Annotated in this window: 20 protein-coding genes, 4 tRNA genes and 1 other RNA gene; 15 read left to right on the plus strand and 10 right to left on the minus strand. The window is 71.2% G+C overall.

Annotated elements, in window-relative coordinates:
* Nucleotides 1–11: 11 nt before the first annotated feature.
* Both AB5J56_RS23775 and AB5J56_RS23780 read left to right on the plus strand, forming a co-directional pair.
* Nucleotides 12–632: a histidine phosphatase family protein gene (locus tag AB5J56_RS23775; protein WP_369234788.1), complete on the plus strand. Its 621-nt coding sequence runs from the start codon at nt 12–14 to the stop codon at nt 630–632.
* Between the two features lie 96 nt (nt 633–728).
* Complete coding sequence (locus AB5J56_RS23780; RefSeq protein ID WP_369234789.1) at nt 729–1,919, plus strand: MFS transporter; 1,191 nt, start codon at nt 729–731, stop codon at nt 1,917–1,919.
* Between the two features lie 106 nt (nt 1,920–2,025).
* Here AB5J56_RS23780 and AB5J56_RS23785 read toward each other — a convergent pair.
* A tRNA-Ser gene (locus AB5J56_RS23785) sits at nt 2,026–2,113 on the minus strand.
* A gap of 118 nt (nt 2,114–2,231) precedes the next feature.
* Here AB5J56_RS23785 and ffs point away from each other — a divergent pair.
* From ffs to AB5J56_RS23815, 6 genes are all read left to right on the plus strand, one after another.
* An RNA gene (gene ffs / locus AB5J56_RS23790) (signal recognition particle sRNA small type) lies at nt 2,232–2,330 on the plus strand.
* A 70-nt stretch (nt 2,331–2,400) separates the two neighbouring features.
* The gene (locus AB5J56_RS23795; RefSeq protein WP_369234790.1) at nt 2,401–4,653 is read left to right on the plus strand and encodes a DNA polymerase III subunit gamma and tau; all 2,253 of its coding nucleotides are present in this window, start codon (nt 2,401–2,403) and stop codon (nt 4,651–4,653) included.
* A 133-nt stretch (nt 4,654–4,786) separates the two neighbouring features.
* Nucleotides 4,787–6,040, plus strand: coding sequence for a phosphoribosylamine--glycine ligase (gene purD / locus AB5J56_RS23800; protein ID WP_369234791.1), 1,254 nt, complete (start codon nt 4,787–4,789; stop codon nt 6,038–6,040).
* Nucleotides 6,041–6,408: 368 nt separating this feature from the next.
* Nucleotides 6,409–8,217: a hypothetical protein gene (locus AB5J56_RS23805; RefSeq protein WP_369242731.1), complete on the plus strand. Its 1,809-nt coding sequence runs from the start codon at nt 6,409–6,411 to the stop codon at nt 8,215–8,217.
* A gap of 508 nt (nt 8,218–8,725) precedes the next feature.
* Nucleotides 8,726–10,237, plus strand: a complete 1,512-nt coding sequence (locus tag AB5J56_RS23810) for a N,N-dimethylformamidase beta subunit family domain-containing protein (protein ID WP_369234792.1) — start codon at nt 8,726–8,728, stop codon at nt 10,235–10,237.
* A gap of 71 nt (nt 10,238–10,308) precedes the next feature.
* The gene (locus tag AB5J56_RS23815; RefSeq protein WP_369234793.1) at nt 10,309–11,208 is read left to right on the plus strand and encodes a phosphoribosylaminoimidazolesuccinocarboxamide synthase; all 900 of its coding nucleotides are present in this window, start codon (nt 10,309–10,311) and stop codon (nt 11,206–11,208) included.
* A gap of 146 nt (nt 11,209–11,354) precedes the next feature.
* Here the strand turns inward: AB5J56_RS23815 and AB5J56_RS23820 are convergent.
* The 8 genes from AB5J56_RS23820 to AB5J56_RS23855 form a co-directional block, all read right to left on the minus strand.
* Nucleotides 11,355–11,427, minus strand: a tRNA-Gly gene (locus tag AB5J56_RS23820).
* Between the two features lie 23 nt (nt 11,428–11,450).
* On the minus strand, nt 11,451–12,059 hold the full coding sequence (locus tag AB5J56_RS23825) for a response regulator (protein ID WP_369234794.1): 609 nt from the start codon (nt 12,057–12,059) through the stop codon (nt 11,451–11,453).
* Nucleotides 12,056–13,315, minus strand: a complete 1,260-nt coding sequence (locus tag AB5J56_RS23830; RefSeq protein WP_369234795.1) for a sensor histidine kinase — start codon at nt 13,313–13,315, stop codon at nt 12,056–12,058. Before AB5J56_RS23830 ends, AB5J56_RS23825 begins: the two co-directional genes overlap by 4 nt.
* A 17-nt stretch (nt 13,316–13,332) precedes the next feature.
* A complete protein-coding gene (locus AB5J56_RS23835; protein WP_369234796.1) occupies nt 13,333–14,124 on the minus strand; it encodes an ABC transporter permease in 792 nt (263 codons plus the stop codon).
* Complete coding sequence (locus tag AB5J56_RS23840; RefSeq protein WP_369234797.1) at nt 14,121–15,134, minus strand: ABC transporter ATP-binding protein; 1,014 nt, start codon at nt 15,132–15,134, stop codon at nt 14,121–14,123. Before AB5J56_RS23840 ends, AB5J56_RS23835 begins: the two co-directional genes overlap by 4 nt.
* 155 nt (nt 15,135–15,289) lie before the next feature.
* Nucleotides 15,290–15,365 (minus strand) — tRNA-Gly (locus AB5J56_RS23845).
* A 79-nt stretch (nt 15,366–15,444) separates the two neighbouring features.
* Nucleotides 15,445–15,516: transfer RNA gene (locus AB5J56_RS23850), tRNA-Gly, on the minus strand.
* A gap of 124 nt (nt 15,517–15,640) precedes the next feature.
* Nucleotides 15,641–15,958, minus strand: a complete 318-nt coding sequence (locus AB5J56_RS23855) for an Lsr2 family protein (RefSeq protein WP_369234798.1) — start codon at nt 15,956–15,958, stop codon at nt 15,641–15,643.
* Nucleotides 15,959–16,319: 361 nt separating this feature from the next.
* Between AB5J56_RS23855 and purS the strand changes: the two genes are divergently transcribed.
* Genes purS through purL form a run of 3 tightly spaced genes read left to right on the plus strand, consistent with a single transcriptional unit; the run spans nt 16,320 to nt 19,515 of the window.
* Complete coding sequence (gene purS / locus AB5J56_RS23860) at nt 16,320–16,583, plus strand: phosphoribosylformylglycinamidine synthase subunit PurS (protein ID WP_369234799.1); 264 nt, start codon at nt 16,320–16,322, stop codon at nt 16,581–16,583.
* Nucleotides 16,580–17,260, plus strand: coding sequence for a phosphoribosylformylglycinamidine synthase subunit PurQ (gene purQ, locus AB5J56_RS23865; protein ID WP_369234800.1), 681 nt, complete (start codon nt 16,580–16,582; stop codon nt 17,258–17,260). Before purS ends, purQ begins: the two co-directional genes overlap by 4 nt.
* On the plus strand, nt 17,257–19,515 hold the full coding sequence (purL, locus tag AB5J56_RS23870) for a phosphoribosylformylglycinamidine synthase subunit PurL (protein ID WP_369234801.1): 2,259 nt from the start codon (nt 17,257–17,259) through the stop codon (nt 19,513–19,515). The genes purQ and purL overlap by 4 nt, the downstream gene beginning before the upstream one ends.
* Nucleotides 19,516–19,658: 143 nt before the next feature.
* On the opposite strand, the gene AB5J56_RS23875 is transcribed toward purL, so the two are convergent.
* Nucleotides 19,659–21,146, minus strand: coding sequence for an MFS transporter (locus AB5J56_RS23875; RefSeq protein WP_369234802.1), 1,488 nt, complete (start codon nt 21,144–21,146; stop codon nt 19,659–19,661).
* Nucleotides 21,147–21,241: 95 nt separating this feature from the next.
* Here AB5J56_RS23875 and AB5J56_RS23880 point away from each other — a divergent pair, with 95 nt between their 5' ends.
* The 4 genes from AB5J56_RS23880 (at nt 21,242) to purF (ending at nt 25,143) form a co-directional block, all read left to right on the plus strand.
* A complete protein-coding gene (locus AB5J56_RS23880; protein ID WP_369234803.1) occupies nt 21,242–21,880 on the plus strand; it encodes a TetR/AcrR family transcriptional regulator in 639 nt (212 codons plus the stop codon).
* A 10-nt stretch (nt 21,881–21,890) separates the two neighbouring features.
* Nucleotides 21,891–22,688 (plus strand): sterol carrier family protein, encoded by a 798-nt coding sequence (locus AB5J56_RS23885; protein ID WP_369234804.1) that lies wholly within the window; start codon nt 21,891–21,893, stop codon nt 22,686–22,688.
* 59 nt (nt 22,689–22,747) lie between these two features.
* Nucleotides 22,748–23,551: an META domain-containing protein gene (locus AB5J56_RS23890; protein ID WP_369234805.1), complete on the plus strand. Its 804-nt coding sequence runs from the start codon at nt 22,748–22,750 to the stop codon at nt 23,549–23,551.
* A gap of 62 nt (nt 23,552–23,613) precedes the next feature.
* Complete coding sequence (gene purF, locus AB5J56_RS23895) at nt 23,614–25,143, plus strand: amidophosphoribosyltransferase (RefSeq protein ID WP_369234806.1); 1,530 nt, start codon at nt 23,614–23,616, stop codon at nt 25,141–25,143.
* The last annotated feature ends 17 nt before the right edge of the window (nt 25,144–25,160 follow it).

Consider the following 25,160-nt stretch of genomic DNA (forward strand, 5'->3'; position numbering starts at 1 on the left):
AAGTGAGTGACGTGACGACGCTCGTACTGCTGCGGCACGGCGAGACCCTGCTCACCCCTGGGCGACGGCTCTCCGGCAGCGGAGGATCCAATCCGGGACTCTCGCCGGCCGGACGCCGCCAGGCCCGGGCGACAGCGGACGCCCTCGCCCACCGCGGCGACATCGCGGCGGTCGTCACGTCACCGATGCGGCGCTGCCAGGAGACCGCTCATTGCGTGGCCGCGCGCCTCGGCCTGAGCGTCCGGGTCGACCGGGACCTGCGGGAAGCGGACTTCGGCGCCTGGGAGGGCCTGACCTTCGCCGAAGTCCGCGCACGCTACCCGGACGACCTGAGCGCATGGCTCGCCTCGCCCGAGAGTCCCCCCTCGGGCGCGGGAGAGACCATGCAACAGGTCATCCGCCGGGTCGCCGCCGTGCGAGACGGCCTCCTGGCCCGGTACGCCGGCGCCACGGTTCTGGTCGTCTCCCACGTCGTCCCCGTCAGAACCCTGATCCGCCTCGCCCTCCAGGCCCCACCGCACAGCCTGTTCCGCATGGAAGCCGCAGCGGCCTCCTTGTCGACGGTGACCTACGACGAGGACGGCACCGCCACGGTGCAGACCCTCAACGACACTCACCACTTGAACCGATGACGTCCTCTGCCCCACTGTGCGCCCCTTTCCTGCCGTATCCGGGCCGGTGGCGTGCCGCACCGGATCCGGGTGGCGTACGGGGTTACCGTCAGCGGCGTGGACGGTGATCGCCGAGGGTGGCGCGAGTGCTTGCTCAGCGGGGCGGTGTTCGCCGTGTGCATGGTCGGCACCACGCTGCCCACCCCCCTCTACCCGCTCTACCAGGAGAAGTTCGGCTTCTCCGAGCTGACGGTGACCGTGGTGTACGCCGTGTACGCCTTCGGGGTCATCGGCGTGCTGTTGCTGGTGGGCAACGCCTCGGACACCGTGGGCAGGCGTGTGGTGCTGCTGTGGGGGCTCGGATGCGCTGCGGCGAGCGCGGTCTGCTTCCTGTGCGCCACCGGGCTCGGCTGGCTGTATGCGGGGCGGTTGCTGTCCGGACTCTCCGCAGGTCTGTTCACCGGGGCAGCCACGGCGTACGTGATGGAGCTGGCGCCGTACGGCGGCGGTTCGCGCGCCACCTTCGTGGCGACGGCCGCCAACATGGGCGGACTGGGCTGCGGTCCGCTGCTCGCGGGGGTGCTCGCGCAATACGCACCATGGCCGCTGTACCTGCCGTTCGTCGTGCATCTCGCCCTGCTGGCCGGCTCGGCCACCGTCCTGCTGCGGCTTCCGGAGACGGTGCGGGACCGGCTGCCGCTGAGCACCGTGAGACCGCGCCGGCCCGGTCTGCCCCCACAGGTGCGGGCGGTGTTCGCGCCCGCCGCGATCGCCTCGTTCGTGGGGTTCGCGCTGTTCGGGGTGTTCACGTCGGTCAGCCCGGCGTTCCTCGCCGATTCCCTGGACGTGGACAACCACGCCGTGAGCGGGCTGGTCGTCGCACTGGCCTTCTTCGCCTCGACCGCCGGGCAACTGGCGGTCGGCCGAGTGGGGGTGCGGCGATCCCTGCCGTTGGGCTGTGCCTGTCTCCTCGCCGGGCTGGCGCTGCTCGCGGGGGCGCTGCGCTGGGACCTGATGTCGCTGGTGGTGCTGAGCGCGCTCGTCGGCGGGAGCGGGCAGGGGCTGGCGTTTCGCGGGGCACTGGCCGCAGTGGCCGAGGCGTCTCCGGCAGGCCGGCACGCGACGGTGATCTCGATGCTGTTCGTCGTGGCCTACGCGGGCATCTCGGTGCCCGTGATCGGTGTCGGGCTGCTCGTGGGCCCGATCGGCCTGGAGAGCGCCGGGCTGGTGTTCATCGCCTGCATGGCGGTCCTGGTCTCGACCGCAGCCGCCTATCTGCTCCGGCGGCCGGCACCGGCGAGAACGTGAGCGCGAACGCTCAGCGACGCTGAGGGACCGCGAGACTGAGACGGACAACGACGAAGGGCCCCGCTGCAAGCAGCGGGGCCCTTCGACATCGTGCCCGGTGAGGCACTGGCGGAGGATACGAGATTCGAACTCGTGAGGGGTTGCCCCCAACACGCTTTCCAAGCGTGCGCCCTAGGCCACTAGGCGAATCCTCCGGGGCAAACAATACAAGACGTTGAGGAGTGCTCGCGAACCCGTTCCCCGTGCTCGGATCGGGTTCGTTCCCCAGCTCGGATCGGGTTCGATCCTCCCTCTCAGATCCTGTACCCTGTGCGGAGCCCCTCACGTGGCGCTATCTGACTGAACTCCCCCAGGGCCGGAAGGCAGCAAGGGTAGGTTGGCTCTGGCGGGTGCGTGGGGGGCGCTTGCGTTTCGGGAACCTTGTCGGGGGTTGTCCCGCGAGCGGTCCGCGTTGTCAGTGGGCGCCTATAACCTCGTATGCGTGTCGTCTCTCGCGCTGTACCGCCGCTATCGCCCGGAGTCGTTCGCCGAGGTCATCGGGCAGGAGCATGTCACCGACCCGTTGCAGCAGGCGCTGCGGAACAACCGGGTCAATCACGCGTACCTGTTCAGCGGTCCGCGCGGCTGCGGAAAGACGACCAGTGCCCGGATCCTGGCGAGGTGTCTGAACTGCGAGCAGGGGCCCACGCCGACGCCCTGCGGGGAGTGCCAGTCGTGTCAGGACCTCGCGCGCAACGGGCGGGGTTCGATCGACGTCATCGAGATCGACGCCGCTTCGCACGGTGGTGTGGACGACGCCCGTGACCTGCGGGAGAAGGCCTTCTTCGGGCCGGCGAGCAGTCGGTACAAGATCTACATCATCGACGAGGCCCACATGGTCACGTCGGCCGGTTTCAACGCGCTGCTGAAGGTCGTCGAGGAGCCGCCGGAGCACCTCAAGTTCATCTTCGCCACGACCGAGCCCGAGAAGGTCATCGGGACGATTCGGTCGCGTACCCATCACTATCCGTTCCGGCTGGTCCCGCCGGGGACCCTGCGGGAGTACCTGGGCGAGGTCTGCGGGCAGGAGGGCATCCCCGTCGAGGACGGGGTGCTGCCGCTGGTCGTGCGGGCCGGCGCCGGATCCGTGCGTGACTCCATGTCCGTCATGGACCAGCTGCTCGCGGGAGCGGCCGCCGACGGTGTGACGTACGCCATGGCGACTTCGCTGCTCGGTTACACGGACGGCTCCCTGCTGGACTCCGTGGTCGAGGCCTTCGCCTCCGGGGACGGAGCCGCGGCCTTCGAGGTCGTGGACCGCGTCATCGAGGGCGGCAACGACCCGCGCCGCTTCGTCGCCGACCTGCTGGAGCGGCTGCGGGACCTGGTGATCCTCGCCGCAGTGCCGGACGCCGCCGAGAAGGGGCTCATCGACGCCCCCTCCGACGTCGTCGAGCGGATGCAGGCCCAGGCCGGCGTCTTCGGCGCCGCCGAGCTCAGCCGCGCCGCCGACCTTGTCAACGAAGGCCTGACGGAGATGCGCGGGGCCACCTCGCCCCGGCTCCAGCTCGAACTCATCTGCGCGCGCGTGCTGCTTCCCGCGGCCTACGGCGACGAGCGCTCGGTCATGGCCCGGCTGGACCGCATCGAGCGCGGCGTGAACTTCGTGGGCGCGGGCGCCACTGCCGCACCCGCCATGGGGTACGTGCCGGGCCCCGACGCGCACGGTGGCGCCGCTGCCGGTCCGGGGCCCTCGGTTCCGCCGGGCGGCGGGGCCGCCGCTGCCCGGGCCGCGGTGCGGGGGGCGCCTGCGGAGGCGTACGGGACGGCGGGCGCCGCTGCGGCACAGGGCGCCGGACCGGCTCCGGTCCAGGCCCCGGGGCCCGCCACGCCACCGCCCCGCCGCCGCGCCCGTCGCGCCGACGCCCACCCCGGTGGCCGAGCAGCCGCAGGCCCCGGCCGCCGCGCCCGCCTCCGCCCCGCCCGCCTCCACACCCGGAGCCTGGCCCGCCGCGACGGCCGCGGGCGGTGGCGGCGGTGGCCGACGCCCCGGCGGCTGGCCCACGGCCACCCCCCCGCGGGCGCCGGACAGGCCCCGCCCGCGACCCCGGCGGCCGCTGCATCCGCACCCGCCGCCGCCTCCGCGCCCGGCGCCCCCGCTTCCTTCGGTGGCGGCGGCCCCGACCCCCGCATGCTCTGGCCGAACATCCTGGAGGCGGTGAAGAACCGCCGCCGGTTCACCTGGATCCTGCTCAGCCAGAACGCGCAGGTCACCGGGTTCGACGGGACGACCCTGCAGATCGGCTTCGTCAACGCGGGCGCGCGGGACACCTTCGCGAGCGGCGGCAGCGAGGAAGTGCTGCGGCAGGCGCTGTCCGAGCAGTTCAACGTGCAGTGGCGGATCGAGGCGATCGTCGACGCGTCGGGCGGCTCGGCACCGCAGCCGGGCGGCGGCTTCAATGGCGGCAACAGCGGCTTCGGCGGCGGCGCCCCGGCCGCGCCCCGCCCCGCCCCGCAGCCCGCGGCTCCGGCCTCCCCGCCCGCCGCCTCCTCCGGACCGGGCCCCGGCCCCTCCGGGAACCGCGCCCCGGCGCCCGCCGCCCCGCCGTCGGCCCCGGAACCCCCTCCGGTGGCCCCCGAGGACGACATCCCCGAGGACGACGACCCCGACCTCGACGAGTCCGCCCTCTCGGGCCACGAACTGATCGTCCGCGAACTGGGCGCGACGGTCATGGAGGAGTTCACCAACGAGTGAGCGGGTAACCGGCGGGCGGGCGGGCGATCGACGACGTACCGCCTGGAGGATGGAGGATCCCACCAATCCTCCGCCCCCCTCCCTTCGGAAGCCCCTACAAGGGCATCCGTCCCCGGCGGTTAGGCTGACCCCCGTGAAGGTCCTCGTCATCGGTAGCGGCGCCCGCGAACACGCCCTGTGTCACTCCCTGTCCCTCGACTCCGACGTCACCGCCCTGTACTGCGCCCCCGGGAACGCAGGCATCGCGGAGGTGGCCGAGCTGCGCCCGGTCGACGCGCTCGACGGCGCCGCCGTGGCCGCGCTGGCCACGGAGCTCGGCGCCGAACTGGTGGTCGTGGGCCCGGAGGCCCCGCTCGTGGCCGGGGTCGCCGACGCCGTGCGCGAGGCGGGCATCCCCGTCTTCGGCCCCTCCAAGGAGGCCGCGCAGCTGGAGGGCTCCAAGGCCTTCGCCAAGGACGTGATGGCGGGAGCCGGCGTCCCGACCGCCCGCTCGTACGTCTGTACGACGCCTGATGAGGTCGACGAGGCGCTGGACGCCTTCGGTGCCCCGTACGTGGTGAAGGACGACGGACTGGCGGCCGGCAAGGGTGTCGTCGTGACCGCCGACCTCGAAGCCGCGCGGGCGCACGCGAACGCCTGCGACCGGGTCGTCATCGAGGAGTTCCTCGACGGCCCCGAGGTCTCCCTCTTCGCGATCACGGACGGCGAGACGGTCGTCCCGCTCCAGCCCGCCCAGGACTTCAAGCGCGCGCTGGACGGCGACGAGGGCCCGAACACCGGCGGTATGGGCGCGTACTCGCCCCTGCCCTGGGCGGACCCGAAGCTGGTCGCGGAGGTCATGGACACGGTCCTGCAGCCGACCGTCGACGAGCTGCGCCGCCGTGGCACCCCGTTCTCCGGCCTGCTCTACGCCGGTCTCGCGATCACTTCGCGCGGCGTACGGGTGATCGAGTTCAACGCCCGCTTCGGCGACCCCGAGACCCAGGTGGTCCTGGCCCGCCTGAAGACCCCGCTCTCCGGCGTACTGCTGGCCGCGGCGAACGGCACGCTCGCCGACCTGGAGCCGCTGCGCTGGAGCGGCGACGCGGCCGTCACCGTGGTCATCGCCTCGCACAACTACCCGGACACCCCGCGCACCGGCGACCCGATCACCGGGCTCGACGAGGTGGCGGCCCAGGACGCCCCGCACGCGTACGTCCTGCACGCCGGGACCAGGCAGGACGGCGACGCCGTCCTGAGCGCGGGCGGCCGTGTGCTCTCCGTCACAGCGACGGGCGCCGACCTCACGCAGGCCCGTGCGAGGGCGTACGAGGCGGTCGCCCGCATCCGTCTCGACGGTTCCCAGCACCGTACGGACATCGCGGCGAAGGCGGCGGCCGGGGAGTAACCCCTGCTCACCCCGTCCACCGCGGCCACCCCGCTTCACCCGGCTCCACCCTGTTCACGAGACGTCCCCGCAGGCCCCGGAATCCCTAGGGAATCCGGGGCCTGATCGTTGCCCACCGTCATCCACCTCTCCCCAGAGCCATTCCATCGAGTGACCGATGCTCCATCCTGCTGACGGGGGCCGGGGCCCCAACTAGGGTGCGGCGAAAGCGTTCGGGCACTTGGCCCACCGGCATTGCGATGTCGGTGACGGGTGCCACAGTGGGGGAGTGAGCAACGCCAGGACATCCGTCGGCAGAAGCCGTGACCATGAGGGTCGCGGTGGGCGCCGGGCGGAACTGTAGGGGGTGACGTCCGGTCGTGACAGGTATGGGTGTGGAGGCGGGCGCGCAGGCCGCGCGCTCACGGGCTCTCGCCGTGCTGCGCATCCGCAGCCGGGCGCTGGCCGTCGCCCTGCTGCCCGCGGCCGTCGCCGTCGTGCTGCTCGTCGGTGGCTCCACCGGCCATATCAGCGGCGGAAGTTGGCATCTCACCAGCTGGATCGTGGCGGCCGTCGCCGGGCTCGTGCTGCTCGCGGCCGCGGGTATCGCGCTCGTGGTGGCCCGCGCGCGGCCCGCGATGAGTCCGACGGTCGCGATCGCCGAGGAGTCGGCGCCCGACCTGTACCGCATGGTGCGCGACCTGGCCGACCGCCTCGACGTACCGGCGCCCTCGGCCATAGCGCTCACCCCGGACTGCGACAGCTGGCTGGAGGACCGCACCCACCCGGCCCACGGCCCGCCCTCGGACGTACGAGGACTGGCGGGCGGTCTCCCGCAGCTGCTCGGCCGCGCCCGCGCGGGCCGGAACCTCCGCCGGGTGCCCGCGACCCCCGTCCTCGTCATCGGCTCGCCGTTCCTGTGGTGGATGCGGGTGGGCGAGCTGCGCGCGGTGCTGGCCCCGGTCGTCGCCGGTACGGGCCCCTCCGCGCACCCCGACATAGCCGCGGCGCGTCGCTTCGTACGCGGTCTGGACGCGGCCGTGGCGGTCACCTCGGCGCCCGCGCGCGGACCCCTGGCCCGTGTGGTGCTGGGCGGCGTCGGCTGGGTGACCCGCCTGCTGCTGCGCAGCTGCCGTGGGCACGCGGCCGAGATGGAGCGGGGCGTCGCGGCGGCAGCCGCCGAGCGTGCACAGGCTGTGGACTACGGCCTGCGGATCGTCGCGCAGGAACAGGTCGGACTGGCGTACGCCGGATGGGACCGCCTGCTCACCCGTGTCGCACTGCCCGCCTGGCGCATGGGCCGCTGGCCCTCGCGCCTCGACGCGGGCGTCGTCGCCGCGCTGACCGAGCTCTCCCGCCGCGACCGGCTGGCCGAGGGATTCGCCTCCCGGCTCGGCGAGCGCCCCGCATGTGACCTGCTCGAAGAGCCGGGAACCGTCGACGAGGCGGCCTCGCTCCTCGCCGCGCGCCTCTTCCACGGGGGTCCCGCAGAGGCGGGCCCGGACTGGGCGCCGGTGGGCTGGGAGGAGTACCCGGACGAGGTGGTCGACCGCAAATGGCGCGCCGACGCGGCCCGCCTCCACCGCGTCCTGGACGCGCTGGGCGTACGGCACTCCACGAACCCGGCGGCACCGGAGTCCGGCGGCCCGACGCTGGCACGGGTGATGGACCACCTGACGACGCCGACAGCCCAGGCCCCCCAGGAGACTCAGGCCTCCGAGGGCTCGGCGGCGTACAAGAACATGGGCGAGGAATCCGAGGACGGCGAGGACGGGGCCGGCCTGGGCAACGAGCGGACGGCCTCGCTGGCGGCCGGGCTCAGTGCGGAGGTGGCCCGCGAGGAGGCGGCGGCGCCGGTGACGTCCGCCTCGGCGGGCGGTACGGAGCAGCAGGGGCCCGACTGGGCGCTGTGGGACGACGGGATGCTTCCCCTCTTCCCGCTGCAGCCGCCGCGGACCGGGCGCGAGCTGCTGTCCGATCACGTCGCGGCGATGGTGTGCTGCGCCGCGATGGACACGGCCGGGGCGACGCCGGGGCTCGACTGGCTCGACGGCCCGACGCTCCTCGTCGACGGCGAACGTGCCGCCGACCTCACGCCCCGCGTCCTCACCCTCGTCGAGCACGGGGATCCCGCCCCCCTCCGCGACTGGCTCCGCCACCTCGGCGTCCGCCCAGAAAAACCAGTCCGCCTGGTCTGACCGTTCCTTCCCCCCCGCCCCCGGGGTGGGTGGGCAAACCCCGGGTTCCCCCTGCTTGAACAGTCACCCGGCGCGGGTGCGGGGCGGGGGTGGGCGGGCCACGCAGCCCGGCGTTTACGGGGCGCCGCCTGCGCCCACCCGTGCCGCCCCAGCGGCACGATTGCCCGCGGGGAGAGCGGCTACGCCAGCCACCCGGCAGCTACTACGGACGGCCCGCAGTCGCCCTGCGGCGGAAGGGGCCGTGCCGGTACGTTCCTGCCCGTCGCGTAGCAGATCGCCCGCCAAGTTTCGCCGTATTCAGCCCCCGGGCAGTACGCCCACGCGGCGACGGGCAGAACGTACCGGCACGGCCCCGACCCACCCACCGCACCCCACTGCGAAAGGCGCCCCCGCCAGAAAATCGCGACGAACGGTAACGACCCGCATGCGTAATGTGATGTGCTGGGACCGGTCATGCGCACAGCAAGGGTCCACGGAGCTGACGGGGGCACGGAGGAGGGGAGTCGGCATGGGATCGGAGCAGGTCCGCCGCTGGGAGTCGGGAGCACTCGCACATGCCGTCACGGACCCCTTCGGCCAGGGCCCCGTCCCCTGGCTCCGCGGCAGCGAGACCTACTTCGACGACACCGGCCAGGTAGTCCCCTGGTACGTGGACATGGACACGGGCCCCGCCCTGGCCCACGCCCCCAGAATCCCCACCCCGCGCCTCGCCGGAGCCCCGCGCCCCGCCGGAGGCCCCCGCTCCGCAGACGACGTCCACCGCCAGATCAAGGGCTTCTCCTCCACCGGCGCGGCCGCCCCGGGCGAGGCCATCGACTTCCACATCACCGTCGACCCGCCCCAGGAATTCAGCGTCGACATCTACCGCATCGGCCACTACGGCGGCGACGGCGCATCCAAGATCACCACCAGCCCCCGCCTCTCCGGCATCGTCCAGCCCCCGCCCCTCACCGCGGACCGCACGGTCTCCTGCCACCACTGGTGGCTGTCGTGGCGGCTCCAGATCCCGTCCTACTGGAGCATCGGGGCGTACGTCGCCGTACTCACCACCGTCGACGGCTACCGCTCGCACATCCCCTTCACCGTCCGCGACGACCACCCCGCCGACCTGCTACTTCTCCTCCCGGACATCACGTGGCAGGCGTACAACCTCTACCCGGAGGACGGCCGCACGGGCGCGAGCCTGTACCACGCATGGGACGACGGAGGCCGGCTCCTCGGCGAGTCGGACGCCGCGACGACGGTGTCCTTCGACCGCCCGTACGCGGGCGCGGGCCTCCCCCTCCACGTGGGCCACGCCTACGACTTCATCCGCTGGGCCGAGCGCTACGGCTACGACCTCGCCTACGCCGACGCCCGCGACCTGCACGCCGGCCGCGTCGACCCCACCCGCTACCGGGGCCTGGTCTTCCCGGGCCACGACGAGTACTGGTCGGCGCAGATGCGCCGCACCACGGAACGCGCCCGCGACCACGGCACGTCCCTCGTCTTCCTCTCCGCCAACACCCTGTACTGGCAGGTCGAGTTGGGCCCGTCCCCGTCAGGCGTCGGCGACCGCCTGCTCACCTGCCTCAAGCGCCGCTGCCCGGGCAAACCGGCCCTGTGGCGCGAGATCGACCGCCCGGAGCAACAGCTCATCGGCATCCAGTACGCGGGACGCGTCCCGGAACCGAGCCCCCTGGTCGTCCGCAACGCCGACCACTGGCTGTGGGACGCGACCGGCGCGCACGAGGGCGACGAACTGGAGGGCATGGTCGCCGGCGAGGCGGACCGCTACTTCCCGCGCGCCCCGCTCCCCGAGCACCAGGGCCGCATCCTCCTCGCCCACTCCCCGTACCGGGACAGCGAGGGCACCGCCCGTCACCAGGAGACGTCCCTCTACCGGGCCCCGTCCGGCGCCCTGGTCTTCGCGTCCGGAACGTTCGCCTGGTCCCCGGCCCTGGACCGGCCGGGCCACGTGGACCCCCGTGTCCAGCGAGCCACCGCAAACCTCCTGGACCGCATCTGCAAACGCGACTGAACCCCCTGTCGGCGGCCCGCTCCCGCGTACGGGAGAATCAAGCCGTTCAGACATAACCACGGGGAGGAACCGTGTCCGGATTCGTCGAAAAGCCCGAGCCCCTCCAGGTCCCGGGTCTGGTACATCTGCACACCGGCAAGGTGCGCGACCTGTACCAGAACGAGGCGGGCGACCTCATCATGGTTGCCAGCGACCGCATGTCCGCCTACGACTGGGTGCTCCCCACGGAGATCCCGGACAAGGGCCGCGTGCTCACCCAGCTTTCGCTCTGGTGGTTCGACCAGCTCGTCGACCTGGCGCCGAACCACGTCCTGAGCACCGAACTCCCGCCGGGCGCCCCCGCCGACTGGCAGGGCCGGACGCTCGTGTGCAAGTCGCTGCGGATGGTCCCCGTGGAGTGCGTGGCGCGCGGCTACCTCACCGGCTCGGGCCTGGTCGAGTACAACGACTCCCGCACCGTCTGCGGCCTCGCCCTCCCCGAGGGCCTGACCGACGGTTCGGAGCTGCCCGCGCCGATCTTCACCCCGGCCACCAAGGCCGCGGTCGGCGAGCACGACGAGAACGTGTCGTACGAGGAGGTCGTCCGCCAGGTCGGCGCGGACACGGCGGCCCAGCTGCGCCAGGCGACGCTCGCCGTCTACGCCCGCGCCCGCGACATCGCGCGCGAGCGGGGCATCATCCTCGCGGACACGAAGTTCGAGTTCGGCTTCGACGGGGAGACGCTCGTCCTCGCCGACGAGGTGCTCACCCCGGACTCGTCCCGCTTCTGGCCGGCCGAGACCTGGGAGCCGGGCCGCGCCCAGCCGTCGTACGACAAGCAGTTCGTGCGCGACTGGCTGACCTCCGCCGAGTCCGGCTGGGACCGCAGGAGCGAGCAGCCGCCGCCGGCCCTGCCCCAGCAGGTGGTGGACGCGACGCGCGCGAAGTACATCGACGCGTACGAGCGCCTGACAGGCGCGAACTGGTCATGACCGGATGACGAGAGCCCCGGTCGACCGACCGGGGCGAACTCGTCGTGACCACGCACCGCCCGCCGTACGTCGTGACCACGCACTGCCCGCCGTACGACAACGTACGACGAAGGCCCCGGTCAACCGACCGGGGCCTTCATCCTCTGAGCGAACGACGAGGTTCGAACTCGCGACCTCAACCTTGGCAAGGTTGCGCTCTACCAACTGAGCTACGTTCGCACTGCGCCGTGGCGCGAGAGCAACTATACCCAACCCCGCTCCCGCGCGAGACGCACCGCCGTGTGCCGGTTCTCCGCCCCGAGCTTGGAGACGGCGGACGACAGGTAGTTCCGTACGGTCCCCTGCGACAGCGCGGCCCGCTCCGCGATCTCCGCGACGGGCGCCCCGTCGGCGGCGAATTCGAGCACCTCGGCCTCGCGCGCGGTCAGCGGCGAGTCCCCGGCGGAGATCGCGTCGGCGGCCAACTCCGGGTCCACATAACGGTTTCCCGCGTGCACCGTACGGATGATCTCCGCGAGCCGCTGCGCACTGACGGTCTTGGGGACGAACCCGCGCACACCCGCCGCAAGCGCCCGCTTCAGATGCCCGGGGCGGCCATGGCTCGTCACGATCAGCACCCGGCACTCGGGCAGTTCGGCCCGCAGAGATGTGGCCACCCTCACACCGTCGGCGCCCGGCATCTGCAGATCGAGGACGGCGACGTCGGGCGCGTGTGCCCGCGCCATCGCCAGCGCCTCCGGACCGGTGGCCGCCTCGGCCACCACGACCAGGTCGTCCTCCAGCCCCAGCAGCGCGGCGAGTGCTCCCCGGATCAGATGCTCGTCATCGGCGAGCAGCAGCCGCACGCTCATGCGGTGACCTCCTTCACAGTCGGCGGTACCTCGGCGGTGCTCGGCGTCAGCGGCACCTCGGCAGTCAGGCGGAACAGCCCGTCCCCCGCGGGCCCCGCCCGCAGCACCCCGTCGACCCCGGCCAGCCGCTCCCGCAGCCCCGCGAGCCCGGACCCCCGCCCCGGCCCAGCGCCGAGCGATCCCGCATCCGCCGGCACCCCGTCGTTCTCGACGGTGAGCACCACGCGCCCCTCGGCCGCCGCCAGCATCACCGTGCAGTGCTCGGCGTCCCCGTGCCGCAGCACGTTGGTCGTCGCCTCCCGTACGACCCAGCCGAGCGCAGACTGCACCTCGCCCCGCAGCCCGACCACCTCGCCGGTCACGGCGCAAGCTATCCCAGCTGCGGTCAACACGCCGTGCGCACCGGCGAGTTCGACGCCCAGGTCGGCATCCCGATATCCCCGTACGACATCCCGCACCTCCCGCTGCGACTCCCGGGCGATCCGCTGCACCTCGATCATCTGGTCCACCGCCTCGGGCCGTTCCCGCCGTGCGAGCTGTACGGCCAGCTCGCTCTTCAGCGCGATGACCGCGAGGTTGCGGCCCATCACGTCGTGCAGGTCGCGCCCGAAGCGGAGCCGTTCCTCGGCGACGGCGAGCCGGGTGCGGGTCTCGCGGGCCTCGTCGAGGGCGTAGACGGCGTTGAGCAGCCAGACGGAGAAGACGGAGGTGAAGGCCATGAATCCGGCACCGATGAGCACCGCGAACGCCACGCCGAGCGCGGCGGGGCCGGGCATGCCCAGCGGGAAGGACACGGCCGCCGCCCCGACGGCGAAGCCCGCGACGATCGCGACCACCCGCCGCCGGTTGCGCACGCCGAGCGCGATGGCGCCCGCGCCGAAGATCAGCACGCCGGTGAAGAGCGTGCCCGCGGCGGTGTCGATGTCGTCGCCGGACGGACCGTACTTCTTCACGACGAGCGCGATGTTCGCGAGCACGAAGGTGAACGCGCCGAGCGCCCACAGGAGCCGTACGGGCTGGTCGCGGCGGCCTCGGGTCCAGTCGAGCGCCCGGGACGCGGCCACCCCGCAGACGACCGCGTGCGCGCCGACCATCGCCAGCAGCCAGCCCCCGATCCCCAGCCCCGCCTGGCCGAGCACCGGCAGCCCGATCGCCGCGATCTCGATCACGGCGAAGAAGTGGAAGGACCACCGCGTGTACGTCTCGACCTTCGCCGGCGTGCTCTTCCCACGCCACCAGGCCCCCGGTCGGCTCATCTCCCGCACCCCCGCGTTCAGCGCCGTGGCTCCCAGCGGAACCACCGTCGTACAGCAAACACCGCGACCACGGTCCAGGCCACCGCCGTTGCCACGGCGCCCAGGGCGTCGTACGCGGAGAGTCCGCCGCTCCAGCCGCCGCCGCTCCAGCCGGCCCGGATCAGCCGGATCGCCGGGGAGAGCGGCAGCAGTTCGCAGACGGAGGCGATCCGGTCGGGCAGCACCTCTGTGGGGATCGCGATGCCCGAGCCCATCATCGACACGAACAGCAATGGCAACGCGGTGACCTGCGCACTCTCCACGGTCCTGCTGAAACTCGCCGTGAGCGCCGCGAGCGCGGCGCACAGGACGAGGCCCAACAGCAGCCCGAGCAGGGCGAGATGGGGCGCACGGGGTGCCGGCGCGTCGAGGAGCACCGTGCAGCCGACGGCCACGACCACGGACTGTACGAGGCCGATGGCGGCGGCGGGCAGGGCGGCGCCGGCGAGGATCTCCCGGTCGCCCAGCTCCCCGGTGCGCAGCCGCTTGAGGACGAGTTCCTCGCGGCGGGCGACGTAGACGCTCACCAGTGCCGAGTACACGGCGAAGAGCAGCGAGAAGCCGATCGCGGAGGTGAGCATCACCGTGCCGACGGTGAGGCCCTCGGCCTTGAGGTCCATCTCCTCGACGGCCGGCCGCGCGCTGAACGGCAGCGCCAGCGGCACGAACAGCGCCGTGACGATCACGCCCTTGTTGCGGCTCAGCAGGGTCAGCTCGGCCCGCGCGAGAGCGCCCAGCCGCCCGGCCGGGGTGGTCATCACCGTGCTCATGCCACGACCTCCTTCTCACTCACGCTGTCCCCAGCCCCAGCCCGATCTCCGCTTCCGGCCCGATCCCCGCTCCCGGCCCGTCCACCCGCCTCCCGCGCGATCCGCAGGAACGCCTCCTCCAGCGAGGCGGCCCGCACATCGAGCCCGCGCAGTTCCACACCGGTCCGCTCGGCCCACAACAGCAGCCCGGTGGCGGTGCGCTGGAGTTCGTTCGTGCGCAGCCGGACCGTGCGGCCGGACGTCTCGTGGCCACTCACGCCGAGCTCGGCGAGCGGCGGCAGGTCGCCGACGAACCAGCCGTCGGGCAGCGCGAAGGAGATCCGGGACGGCTGGGAGGCGGTCACCTCGGCGAGCGTGCCGGAGACGGCGATCTGCCCGTCGTGGAGGATCGCCAGCCGGTCGGCCAACTCCTCCGCCTCCTCCAGGTAGTGCGTGGTCAGCAGCACGGTGGTGCCGTCGTCGCGCAGCCGCCGCACCAACTCCCAGGTGTCCCGGCGCCCTTCGGCGTCGAGCCCGGTCGTCGGCTCGTCGAGGAAGAGGATCTCGGGGCGGCCGAGGAGCGCGAGCGCCAGGTCCAGGCGCCGCCGCTCGCCGCCGGACAACTGCTTGACCCGTACGCCGGCCCGCCGCTCCAGGCCGACCAGCGCCAGCGCCTCGCCCACCGGCCGGGCCCCGCTGGTGCAGCCCGCCCACATCCGTACGGTCTCGGTGACCGTCAGCTCGGAGGGGAAGCCGCCCTCCTGGAGCATCACGCCGATCCGGGGCCGTACGGCCGCCCGCTCCGTGTACGGGTCGTGCCCGAGGATGCGCACCTGCCCGGAGGCCGGGGGCGCGAGGCCCTCCAGCAGCTCGACGGTGGAGGTCTTGCCCGCGCCGTTCGTGCCGAGGAGCGCGAAGAGCTCACCCGGTGCCACGGTGAACGTGACTCCGCGGACCGCCTCGAAATCTCCCCCGTACACGCGCCGCAGATCAGTGACGTCAATCACGTGCTCGTGCTCGTCCGTGTTCATGAAATCAGCGTCCCCGCGGAGGGGATCCGGCAGCAGTGCGCGCTGTCATCACTCGGCATGACAAATGTCAGAGGGGCCGCGGACGGGCACAGCAATGAGACGGGTCGGACTGATCACAGCAAAAAGCCCCAGTCGATGACTGGGGCTTCCTGAACTGGAGCGGACGACGAGGCTCGAACTCGCGACCTCAACCTTGGCAAGGTTGCGCTCTACCAACTGAGCTACGTCCGCATTGCCTCCGACCAGCTCTCACTGATCGGCGCGAGCACCAGCCTACCTGATCCAGAAGGATGCCTGGTAAGCGATGCAGAGCGGGTGACAGGAATTGCACACTGCGCCTTCCCCCTGGAAGGGGGATGTTCTGCTACTGAACTACACCCGCGTGACTCCGTGAGGTGCGGCTTTTCGGCCTTGCCCCTCGGCGTGTTCCAGACTCTAGCTGACCAGCGGGGGGTCAGCGCAAGTCGGTTGCGCCGAGGGGCAGCTGACCGGTCCCCGCGCGGGGGTCAGTGCGCCTCGGCGAACGCCTCGTAGACCTTCTTGGGGATGCGGCCCCGCGGCGGCACGTCCAGCTTGTTGGAGCGGGCCCAGGCGCGGACGGCGGCGGGGTCGGGGGTCAACGCGGTGTGCGTGTACGCCTTCCCGGACTTCGACTGCTTGCGGCCGGCCTCGACGTACGGGGCGAGGACCTTCCGCAGTTTCTTGGCGTTGGCTTGATTCAGGTCGATCTCGTACGACTTGCCGTCCAGACCGAAGGCGATCGTCTCCGCCGCTTCTGAGCCGTCGATGTCGTCGGAGAGAGTGACCACGACACGCTGCGCCACGAATATCGGTCCCTTCGTGCGACACCTTCACGATCACGCCCCATGACGTGCTGAGACGTCATGAAGATGTCGGAGAGATGTCGACTGTCCGGCTGTTATTGAGGAAAGTATCGGCTATTGCCAATTCATTTGTACAGTGCCTGGCATTGCAATGTGAAGACCGACTAAATCCCTCCGCGTGTCCCAGCGCAATGGGGTTCCATCGGTCTTCCGGGATTTTTCCCCGAATTTTCCGTGAAGGTACCCCCGTTGACGCGTGTCGGTGATGGCGGTCACGTAGGAAGCTACGAATCTACGCGAGTAGAAATTTTGTGCAGGTAGTCTGAACGAACCTGCTCAGCACCACACACCGGGAGTGCCAGTGGCACGCGTCGTAGTCGACGTCATGCTCAAGCCGGAGATCCTCGACCCCCAGGGCCAGGCGGTGCAGCGTGCGCTGCCGCGTCTCGGTTTCGACGGCATCTCCGACGTACGTCAGGGAAAGCGATTCGAACTCGAGGTTGACGGGCCGGTGGACGACGCCGCTCTCGCCCGCATCCACGATCTTGCGGAATCCTTCCTCGCCAACACCGTGATCGAGGACTTCACCGTCAAGGTGGAGGAAGTCGCGGAGGCCGCAAAGTGACCGCTCGTATTGGCGTCGTCACTTTCCCGGGCAGCCTCGACGACCGGGACACGCAGCGCGCGATCAAGCTCGCGGGCGCCGAACCCGTCGCTCTCTGGCACAAGGACAAGGACCTCAAGCAGGTCGACGCCGTGGTGCTGCCCGGCGGTTTCTCGTACGGCGACTATCTGCGGGCCGGCGCGATCTCGCGCTTCTCGCCGGTGATGGAGACCGTCATCGAGCAGGCGAAGTCGGGAATGCCGGTCCTCGGCATCTGCAACGGCTTCCAGGTCCTCACGGAGGCCCACCTCCTCCCCGGCGGGATGCTCGGCAACGATCATCTGCACTTCATCTGCCGTGACCAGAAACTGCGGGTGGAGAACGCGGACACCGCCTGGACCGCCGACTACGAGGCGGGCCAGGAGATCCACATCCCGCTGAAGAACATGGACGGGCGGTACGTCGCCGACGAGCGCACCCTCGACATGCTGGAGGCGGAGGGCCGGGTCGTGTTCCGGTACCTGGACTTCAACCCGAACGGCAGCCTCCGGGACATCGCGGGCATCACGAACGCGGCCGGGAACGTCGTGGGCCTCATGCCGCACCCCGAGCACGCGGTCGAGCCGCTCATCGGGTCCGGCCGCACCGACGGCCTCCCCTTCTTCACCTCGATCCTCAAGAAGCTGGTCAACGCATGAGCCGCACGCCTCTGGACACGGTCGAGAACGCGGCCGCTACCCCTGACGTCGAGCTGCCCTGGGCCGAACTCGGTCTGAAGAAGGACGAGTACGAGCGGGTCGTGGAGATCCTCGGCCGCCGGCCCACCGGCGCCGAGCTCGCCATGTACTCGGTCATGTGGTCCGAGCACTGCTCCTACAAGTCGTCCAAGGTGCACCTGCGCCAGTTCGGCGAGAAGGCCCCGCAGAGCGATGCGCTGCTCGTCGGCATCGGCGAGAACGCCGGTGTCGTCGACGTCGGCCAGGGCTATGCCGTGACCTTCAAGGTCGAGTCGCACAACCACCCGTCGTACGTCGAGCCCTACCAGGGCGCGGCCACCGGCGTCGGCGGCATCGTGCGCGACATCATCGCGATGGGTGCGCGCCCGGTCGCCGTCGTGGACCCCCTCCGGTTCGGTGCGGCGGACCACCCCGACACCAAGCGCGTCCTGCCGGGTGTCGTCGCCGGCATCGGCGGCTACGGCAACTGCCTGGGCCTGCCCAACATCGGCGGCGAGGTCGTCTTCGACGCCTGCTACCAGGGCAACCCGCTGGTCAACGCCGGTGCCATCGGTGTCATGCGGCACGAGGACATCCACCTCGCGAAGGCGTCCGGCTCCGGCAACAAGGTCATCCTGTACGGGGCCCGGACGGGCGGCGACGGCATCGGCGGCGCCTCCATCCTGGCCTCCGAGACCTTCGACGACGCCAAGCCGTCGAAGCGTCCCGCCGTGCAGGTCGGCGACCCGTTCCAGGAGAAGCTCCTCATCGAGTGCACCCTGGAGGCCTTCGCCGAGAAGCTCGTCGTCGGCATCCAGGACCTCGGCGCCGCCGGACTCTCCTGCGCCACCTCCGAGCTCGCGTCCAACGGCTCCGGCGGCATGCGCGTCACCCTGGACGACGTACCGCTGCGCGACTCCACGCTCTCGCCCGAGGAAATCCTCATGAGCGAGTCGCAGGAGCGCATGTGCGCGGTCGTCGAGCCCTCGAAGGTCGACCGCTTCCTGGAGATCTGCGACAAGTGGGACGTCATCGCCACCGTCATCGGTGAGGTGACCGACGGCGACCGCCTGGAGATCTACTGGCACGGCGGCAAGATCGTCGACGTCGACCCGCGCACGGTCGCGCACGACGGCCCGGTCTACGAGCGTCCGTACGCCCGTCCGCAGTGGCAGGACGCGCTCCAGGCGGACGACGCGAACAAGCTGCCCCGGCCCGCGACTTCGGGCGAACTGAAGGACCAGGTCCTTCAGCTGGTCTCGTCCCCGAACCAGGCCTCCAAGAAGTGGATCACCTCGCAGTACGACCACTTCGTGCAGGGCAACACGGTGCTGGCCCAGCCCGAGGACTCGGGCATGATCCGCATCGACGAGGAGACCGGCCTCGGCGTCGCCATCGCCACCGACGGCAACGGCCGGTACGCCAAGCTCGACCCGTACACGGGCGCGCAGTTGGCCCTCGCGGAGGCCTACCGCAACGTGGCGACCACCGGCGCCAAGCCGCTCGCCGTCTCCGACTGCCTGAACTTCGGCTCGCCCGAGGACCCGGCCGTCATGTGGCAGTTCGCCGAGGCCGTCCGCGGACTGGCCGACGGCTGCCTGCAGTTGGGCACCCCGGTGACCGGCGGCAACGTCTCGCTCTACAACCAGACGGGCGAGGCCGCCATCCACCCGACCCCGGTCGTGGCCGTGCTGGGCGTCATCGACGACGTCGCCCGCCGCACGCCCGTCGCCTTCCAGGAAGAGGGCCAGCTCCTCTACCTGCTCGGCGACACCCGCGAGGAGTTCGGCGGTTCGGCCTGGTCGCAGGTCGTCCATGACCACCTCGGAGGTCTGCCGCCCAAGGTCGACCTGGAGCGCGAGCGGCTGCTCGGCGAGATCCTGATCTCCGCCTCCCGCGACGGCATGATCGACTCCGCGCACGACCTGTCCGACGGCGGCCTCGTCCAGGCCGTGGTCGAGTCGGCGCTGCTCGGCGGCAAGGGCGCGCGTCTGATCGTCCCGGACGGGCTCGATGCCTTCACCTTCCTCTTCTCGGAGTCGGCGGGCCGCGCGGTCGTCGCCGTCCCGCGCTCGGAGGAGCTCCGCTTCAACGACATGTGCGGGGCGCGGGGTCTGCCCGTCGCCCGCATCGGCGTCGTCGACGGAGACACCGTGGACGTCCAGGGCGAGTTCGCGCTCACCCTGGAGGAGCTGCGCACGGCGCACGAGGGAACCATCCCGGCGCTGCTCGCATAAGCAGTCGTAAGAGTCGTACGCCAGTGAAGGCCCCGCCCGTTCCGACGGCCGGGGCCTTCGCCGTGTGGCCCACATGAACCGCGTGAGTCATGTGACCAGCGTGGGGCACGTGACCAGCGTGGGGCACGTGAACCACATGCACGTCACGCCGCCACCGGCTCGCTCTCCCGCACCGGTGCCGGGCCCTGCGACCCACGCGTCCTCGGCAGCCGCAGGGCCAGCAGCGCGGCCAGGGTCATCAGTCCGGCGCCGCCCCAGAACACCACCTGCGTGGCGTCGATGAAGGCCTGTATGCCGTCGGCGTGGGCGGCGCCTGTCATCCGGGTGAGGGCGCTGATGTCGCCGCCGGGTCCGTGGGCGGCGTACAGGCGGGCCAGGACGGTGCCGAAGACGGAGGCACCCAGCGCGGTGCCCAGGGTCTGGAAGAAGCGGACCGAGGTGGTGGCGACGCCGAGCTGGTGGCGCGGTGCCGCGTCCTGGACGAGCAGGATCAGCTGGCCGAGCAGCTGCCCGAACCCGGCGCCGACCAACAGGAGTTCGGCGCGGATCAGCCACAGCGAGGTGTCGGGGCCGGTGGTGGTGGCGAGCAGGACGAAGGCGAGGGCGGTGGTGGCCGTGCCGCTGATCGTGAAGGTGCGGGCCGTCCAGCCGCGGGCGGTGAGCGGGCCGGAGAGCAGTCCGGTCGCCGACATGCCGACCGCCATCGGAAGCAGGTAGAGACCCGCGGAGGAGCTGCCGATGCCGCGTGCGACCTGAAGGTAGATGAGTACGTAGTAGATCGCGCACATCATCGCGCCGCCCATGATCGCCTGGATCGCGAAGCCGAGGCGCAGCTCGCGGACCCTGAACAGGGAGAGTGGAAGCACCGGTTCGGGCGCCCGGGTCTGCCGCCACAGGAAGAGGGCGAGGGCCCCGGCGGCCGCCACCATCAGCCCGACGACCACGGGCGACGACCAGGCGTACTGCTTGCCGCCCCAGTCGGTGACCAGGAGCAGCGCGCTGGAGAACGCGGCCGCAAGCGCGGCGCCCGGGTAGTCGATCGGTCGGCGCACGTGCTGTTCCGGCAGTTTCAGGGCGAAGGCGGAGGCAGCCAGGACCGCGAGGCCGACCGGCAGGTTCACGTAGAAGATCCAGCGCCAGCTCGCGTGGTCGGCCAGCAGGCCGCCGATCCAGGGGCCGATCGCCATGGCGCCGCCCGCGACGAGCCCGCCGACGTTGGTGCCCTTGCCGGCGCTCTTCTCCTCCGGGCCCTTGAGGTGGGCGATCACCACCATCGTGACGCTCATCAGCCCGCCGCCGCCCAGGCCTTGTATCGCGCGGGCGGCGATGAGCTGGGTCATCGACTGGGCGGCGCCGCACAGCGCGGAGCCGAGCAGGAAGGTGGCGATCGCGCCGGTGAACACGCGCTTGGGGCCGAGTACGTCGCAGAGCTTGCCGTACAGCGGCAGCATCGCGGCCGAAGCGAGCGCGAACGCGCTGACCAGCCACGGGATCTTGTCGATGCCGTGGGCGGGGTCGAGATCGCGGACGATCGGGACGGTGGCCGCGGACACGATCTGCATGTCCAGGACGGCCAGGACGATCGTCACAAGGCAGACGACGAAGCCGATTTTGCGCTGGGTCTCGGTCATGGCACCACGATGGCTCATCGTTGTGTACCGAGTCAATGTTTTATCTGGGACGAGATTTCATCTCGGCTCAAAGTTCGTCTTGGTACAGTGTGGTCATGGCTGAGGCGATGGGGCTGCGCGAGCGGAAGAAAATACAGACCGCGAAGCGGATCTACCGGACCGCCGTCGAGCTGTTCATCGAGCGCGGCTTCGACGACGTCTCGGTCCAGGAGATCGCCGACGCGGCCGAGGTCTCCAAGATGACCGTCTTCAACTACTTCGGCTCCAAGGAGGACTTGGTCTTCCTCCCGGTCGAGGAGCACTTCTCCGACGCGGCCCGTGCCGTGCGCGAGCGGGAGCCCGGCGAGTCCGCCGTGGACGCCGTACGCCGCCAGTTCCTGGAGCTGGTCGAGTCCCGCGACCCGGCGGTCGGCCTGCACGGCGAGCCCTTCTCCCGGCAGGTGCGCCAACTCGTCATGGAGACCCCGGTGCTGATGGAACGCGCCTTCATCGCCGCCCAGAAGGGCACCCGGGAGCTGGCCGCACAGCTCGCGGAGGAGACCGGCGACCCGACGCTGGCCACCATCGCCGCCGCCATGCTCAGCGCCGCCCGCAACGCCCTCATAGAGGAGCACCACAACCGCGTCGCCGCCGGCGAGAGCCCGGACGCGGTCGCCGCCGACGCCACCGAGCGCACCGAACGGGCCTTCGACCTGATCGAAAAGGGCCTGAGCGGATACGCGGTCAAGCCCTAGGCTCTCGGCCATGCCACCAGCCAAGAAGCGCGCCCGTACGTACGACCCCGCGAAGATCCGTACGGCGGTTCTCGCGCAGTTCGCGAACGTACGAGCAGGCGTACGCGCCCTCGGCGAGGAGCAGTTGGCGGGGCCCACGGACCTCGGGGACTGGACCGTACGGGAGCTGGCCGCGCACCTCACCATGGCCGTCGCGACCGTCAGCCGGAACCTCGACCGCGAGGAGCCGGCCAAGGCCGAGCTCGGCCTGCTGGACTGGGCGTCCGGGACCGCCGCGCGGGCCGACGCCATCGCCTACGGCACCCGCGCACTCGCCGAACACAACCCCGACCTCGACGCGCTCTACGCCCAGGTCGAGGAACAGATCACCGAGCGCCTGGCGACCGCCCCCGGCGACCGGCTGCTCGCCACGAGCGCGGGCGCCCTGCCCCTCGCCGACTACCTGGTCACCCGCACCGTCGAACTCGTCGTCCACACCGACGACCTGAACCGGGCCGTCCCCGGCCTCGACATCCCCCTCGACCGCCAGGCGCTCGCCGCCTGCACCCGGCTGCTCGCCGACACGCTCGCCGTGCGGGCACCCGGTGCCTCGACCGAGGTGCGGATCCCGCCGTACGCCGTCGTGCAGTGCGTCGAGGGGCCCCGGCACACCCGAGGCACCCCGCCCAACGTCGTCGAGACCGACCCGCTGACCTGGATCCGGCTCGCGACCGGACGCCTGGCCTGGAAGACCGCCCTCGACGAGGCGAAGGTCAGCGCGAGCGGGGAGCGGGCGGACCTGGGCGGGCTGCTGCCGCTGATGGGCTGAGCCCGGTCGACCTACGGCGCGGGTGGAACCAACCACCCCACTCGACCCGTCACACCGGCATGGACAGGCAGCGACTGACACTCTCCGCCCTGACGCTCACCACCCTGACCGTCTTCCCGCTCGCCGTGGCCTGCGGCAACGAAACGGGGAGCACCTCGGTCGGTGCGGGCCCGCGGTCGTCCGTCACCGGCGTCCACTGGAGCGTCGACAGCGTCACCGTGAACGGGACCAGCAGGCAGGCCCCCACCGGCGCGCACGTCGAGATCGGCGACGACGGCAGGGTCCAGGGCAACTACGGCTGCAACCACTTCTACGCGAACGCCACCTTCAAGGGGGACCGCATCGACCTCGGCGACACCGAGACCACCGAGATGGCCTGCGAAGAGGGCGCCATGAAGTTCGAGGACACCCTCGCCCGAACCCTTGCCGACGGCTCGCTCAAGACCGACGTCGGCAGGAACAGCCTCACGCTCACCACGGACGACGGCGACCGCGTCCACCTCACCAAGGAGCAGGACGCCCCGCTCCACGGCACGAAGTGGACCATCACGGCACTCGGTGACGGGACCGTCGCCGAGTCCCTCCCGAAGGGCGCCAAGGCGTACCTGGTCCTGGACAAGAACGGCAGGGTCACCGGCCGCCTCGGCTGCAACGACGTCACCTCGAAAGCCACCGTCCGCGACGGACATATCACCCTGGGCACCCCGGCCACCACCCGAATGATGTGCGACCGCTCACTCATGGACACCGAGAAGACCCTGCTGAGCCTCTTCAAGAGCACGGTCACGTACGAACTGGATCACCGCACCCTCGCGCTGACCAGCACAAACGGCACAACAGTCACCGCTGTCGCCGAACGATGATCCATTAGGCCCGCGGCATCCCCAATTCGGACCAGTGGTCGATCTCGCCTACACTCGGAGCCGTGCCACGTGGTGACGGTCGACTCAGTCATGATCTGCTCCCCGGCGAGAAAGGCCCCCAGGACGCTTGCGGCGTCTTCGGTGTCTGGGCTCCCGGCGAAGAGGTCGCCAAGCTCACTTACTTCGGGCTCTACGCCCTCCAGCATCGAGGCCAGGAATCCGCGGGAATCGCGGTCAGCAACGGCTCCCAGATCCTCGTCTTCAAGGACATGGGCCTCGTGTCCCAGGTCTTCGACGAGACCTCTCTCGGTTCGCTCCAGGGTCATATCGCGGTCGGTCACGCCCGCTACTCGACCACCGGCGCCTCCGTGTGGGAGAACGCCCAGCCGACGTTCCGTGCCACCGCGCACGGCTCCATCGCGCTCGGCCACAACGGCAACCTGGTCAACACGGCGCAGCTCGCCGAGATGGTCGCCGACCTCCCGAAGGACAACAACGGCCGGTCCACCCGGGTGGCCGCCACCAACGACACCGACCTGCTCACCGCGCTCCTCGCGGCCCAGGTCGACGACGACGGCAAGCCGCTGACCATAGAAGAGGCTTCCGCCAAGATCCTCCCGCAGGTCAAGGGCGCCTTCAGCCTCGTCTTCATGGACGAGCACACTCTCTACGCGGCTCGCGACCCGCAGGGCATCCGCCCGCTGGTCCTCGGCCGTCTGGAGCGCGGCTGGGTCGTCGCCTCCGAGTCCGCCGCCCTCGACATCTGCGGCGCCGCGTACGTCCGTGAGATCGAGCCGGGCGAGTTCGTCGCCATCGACGAGAACGGCCTGCGTACCTCCCGATTCGCGGACGCGAAGCCCAAGGGCTGTGTCTTCGAGTACGTGTACCTGGCCCGTCCCGACACGGACATCGCCGGCCGGAACGTGTACCTCTCGCGTGTCGAGATGGGCCGCCGCCTCGCCAAGGAAGCCCCCGTAGAGGCCGATCTGGTCATAGCGACCCCGGAATCCGGGACGCCCGCCGCGATCGGTTACGCGGAGGCCAGCGGCATCCCCTTCGGCGCCGGACTCGTCAAGAACGCCTACGTCGGCCGGACCTTCATCCAGCCCTCGCAGACGATCCGCCAGCTCGGCATCCGCCTGAAGCTGAACCCCCTCAAGGAAGTCATCAAGGGCAAGCGCCTGGTCGTCGTCGACGACTCGATCGTGCGCGGCAACACGCAGCGCGCGCTCGTCCGGATGCTCCGCGAGGCGGGCGCCGCCGAGGTCCACATCCGGATCTCGTCGCCCCCCGTGAAGTGGCCCTGCTTCTTCGGCATCGACTTCGCCACCCGCGCCGAGCTGATCGCCAACGGAATGACCGTGGAGGAGATCGGCACCTCGCTGGGCGCCGACTCCCTCTCGTACATCTCCCTCGACGGCATGATCGAGGCGACCACCATCGCCAAGCCGAACCTCTGCCGCGCCTGCTTCGACGGCGAGTACCCGATGGAGCTCCCGGACCCCGAGCTGCTCGGCAAGCAGCTCCTGGAGACCGAGCTGGCCGCCGGACCGGCAGCCACGGCCGCGGCCGACGCGATCCGTCGCCCGTAAGACCCCGCAGCACTACA

Source organism: Streptomyces sp. R21 (assembly GCF_041051975.1).
GTDB lineage: Bacteria > Actinomycetota > Actinomycetes > Streptomycetales > Streptomycetaceae > Streptomyces.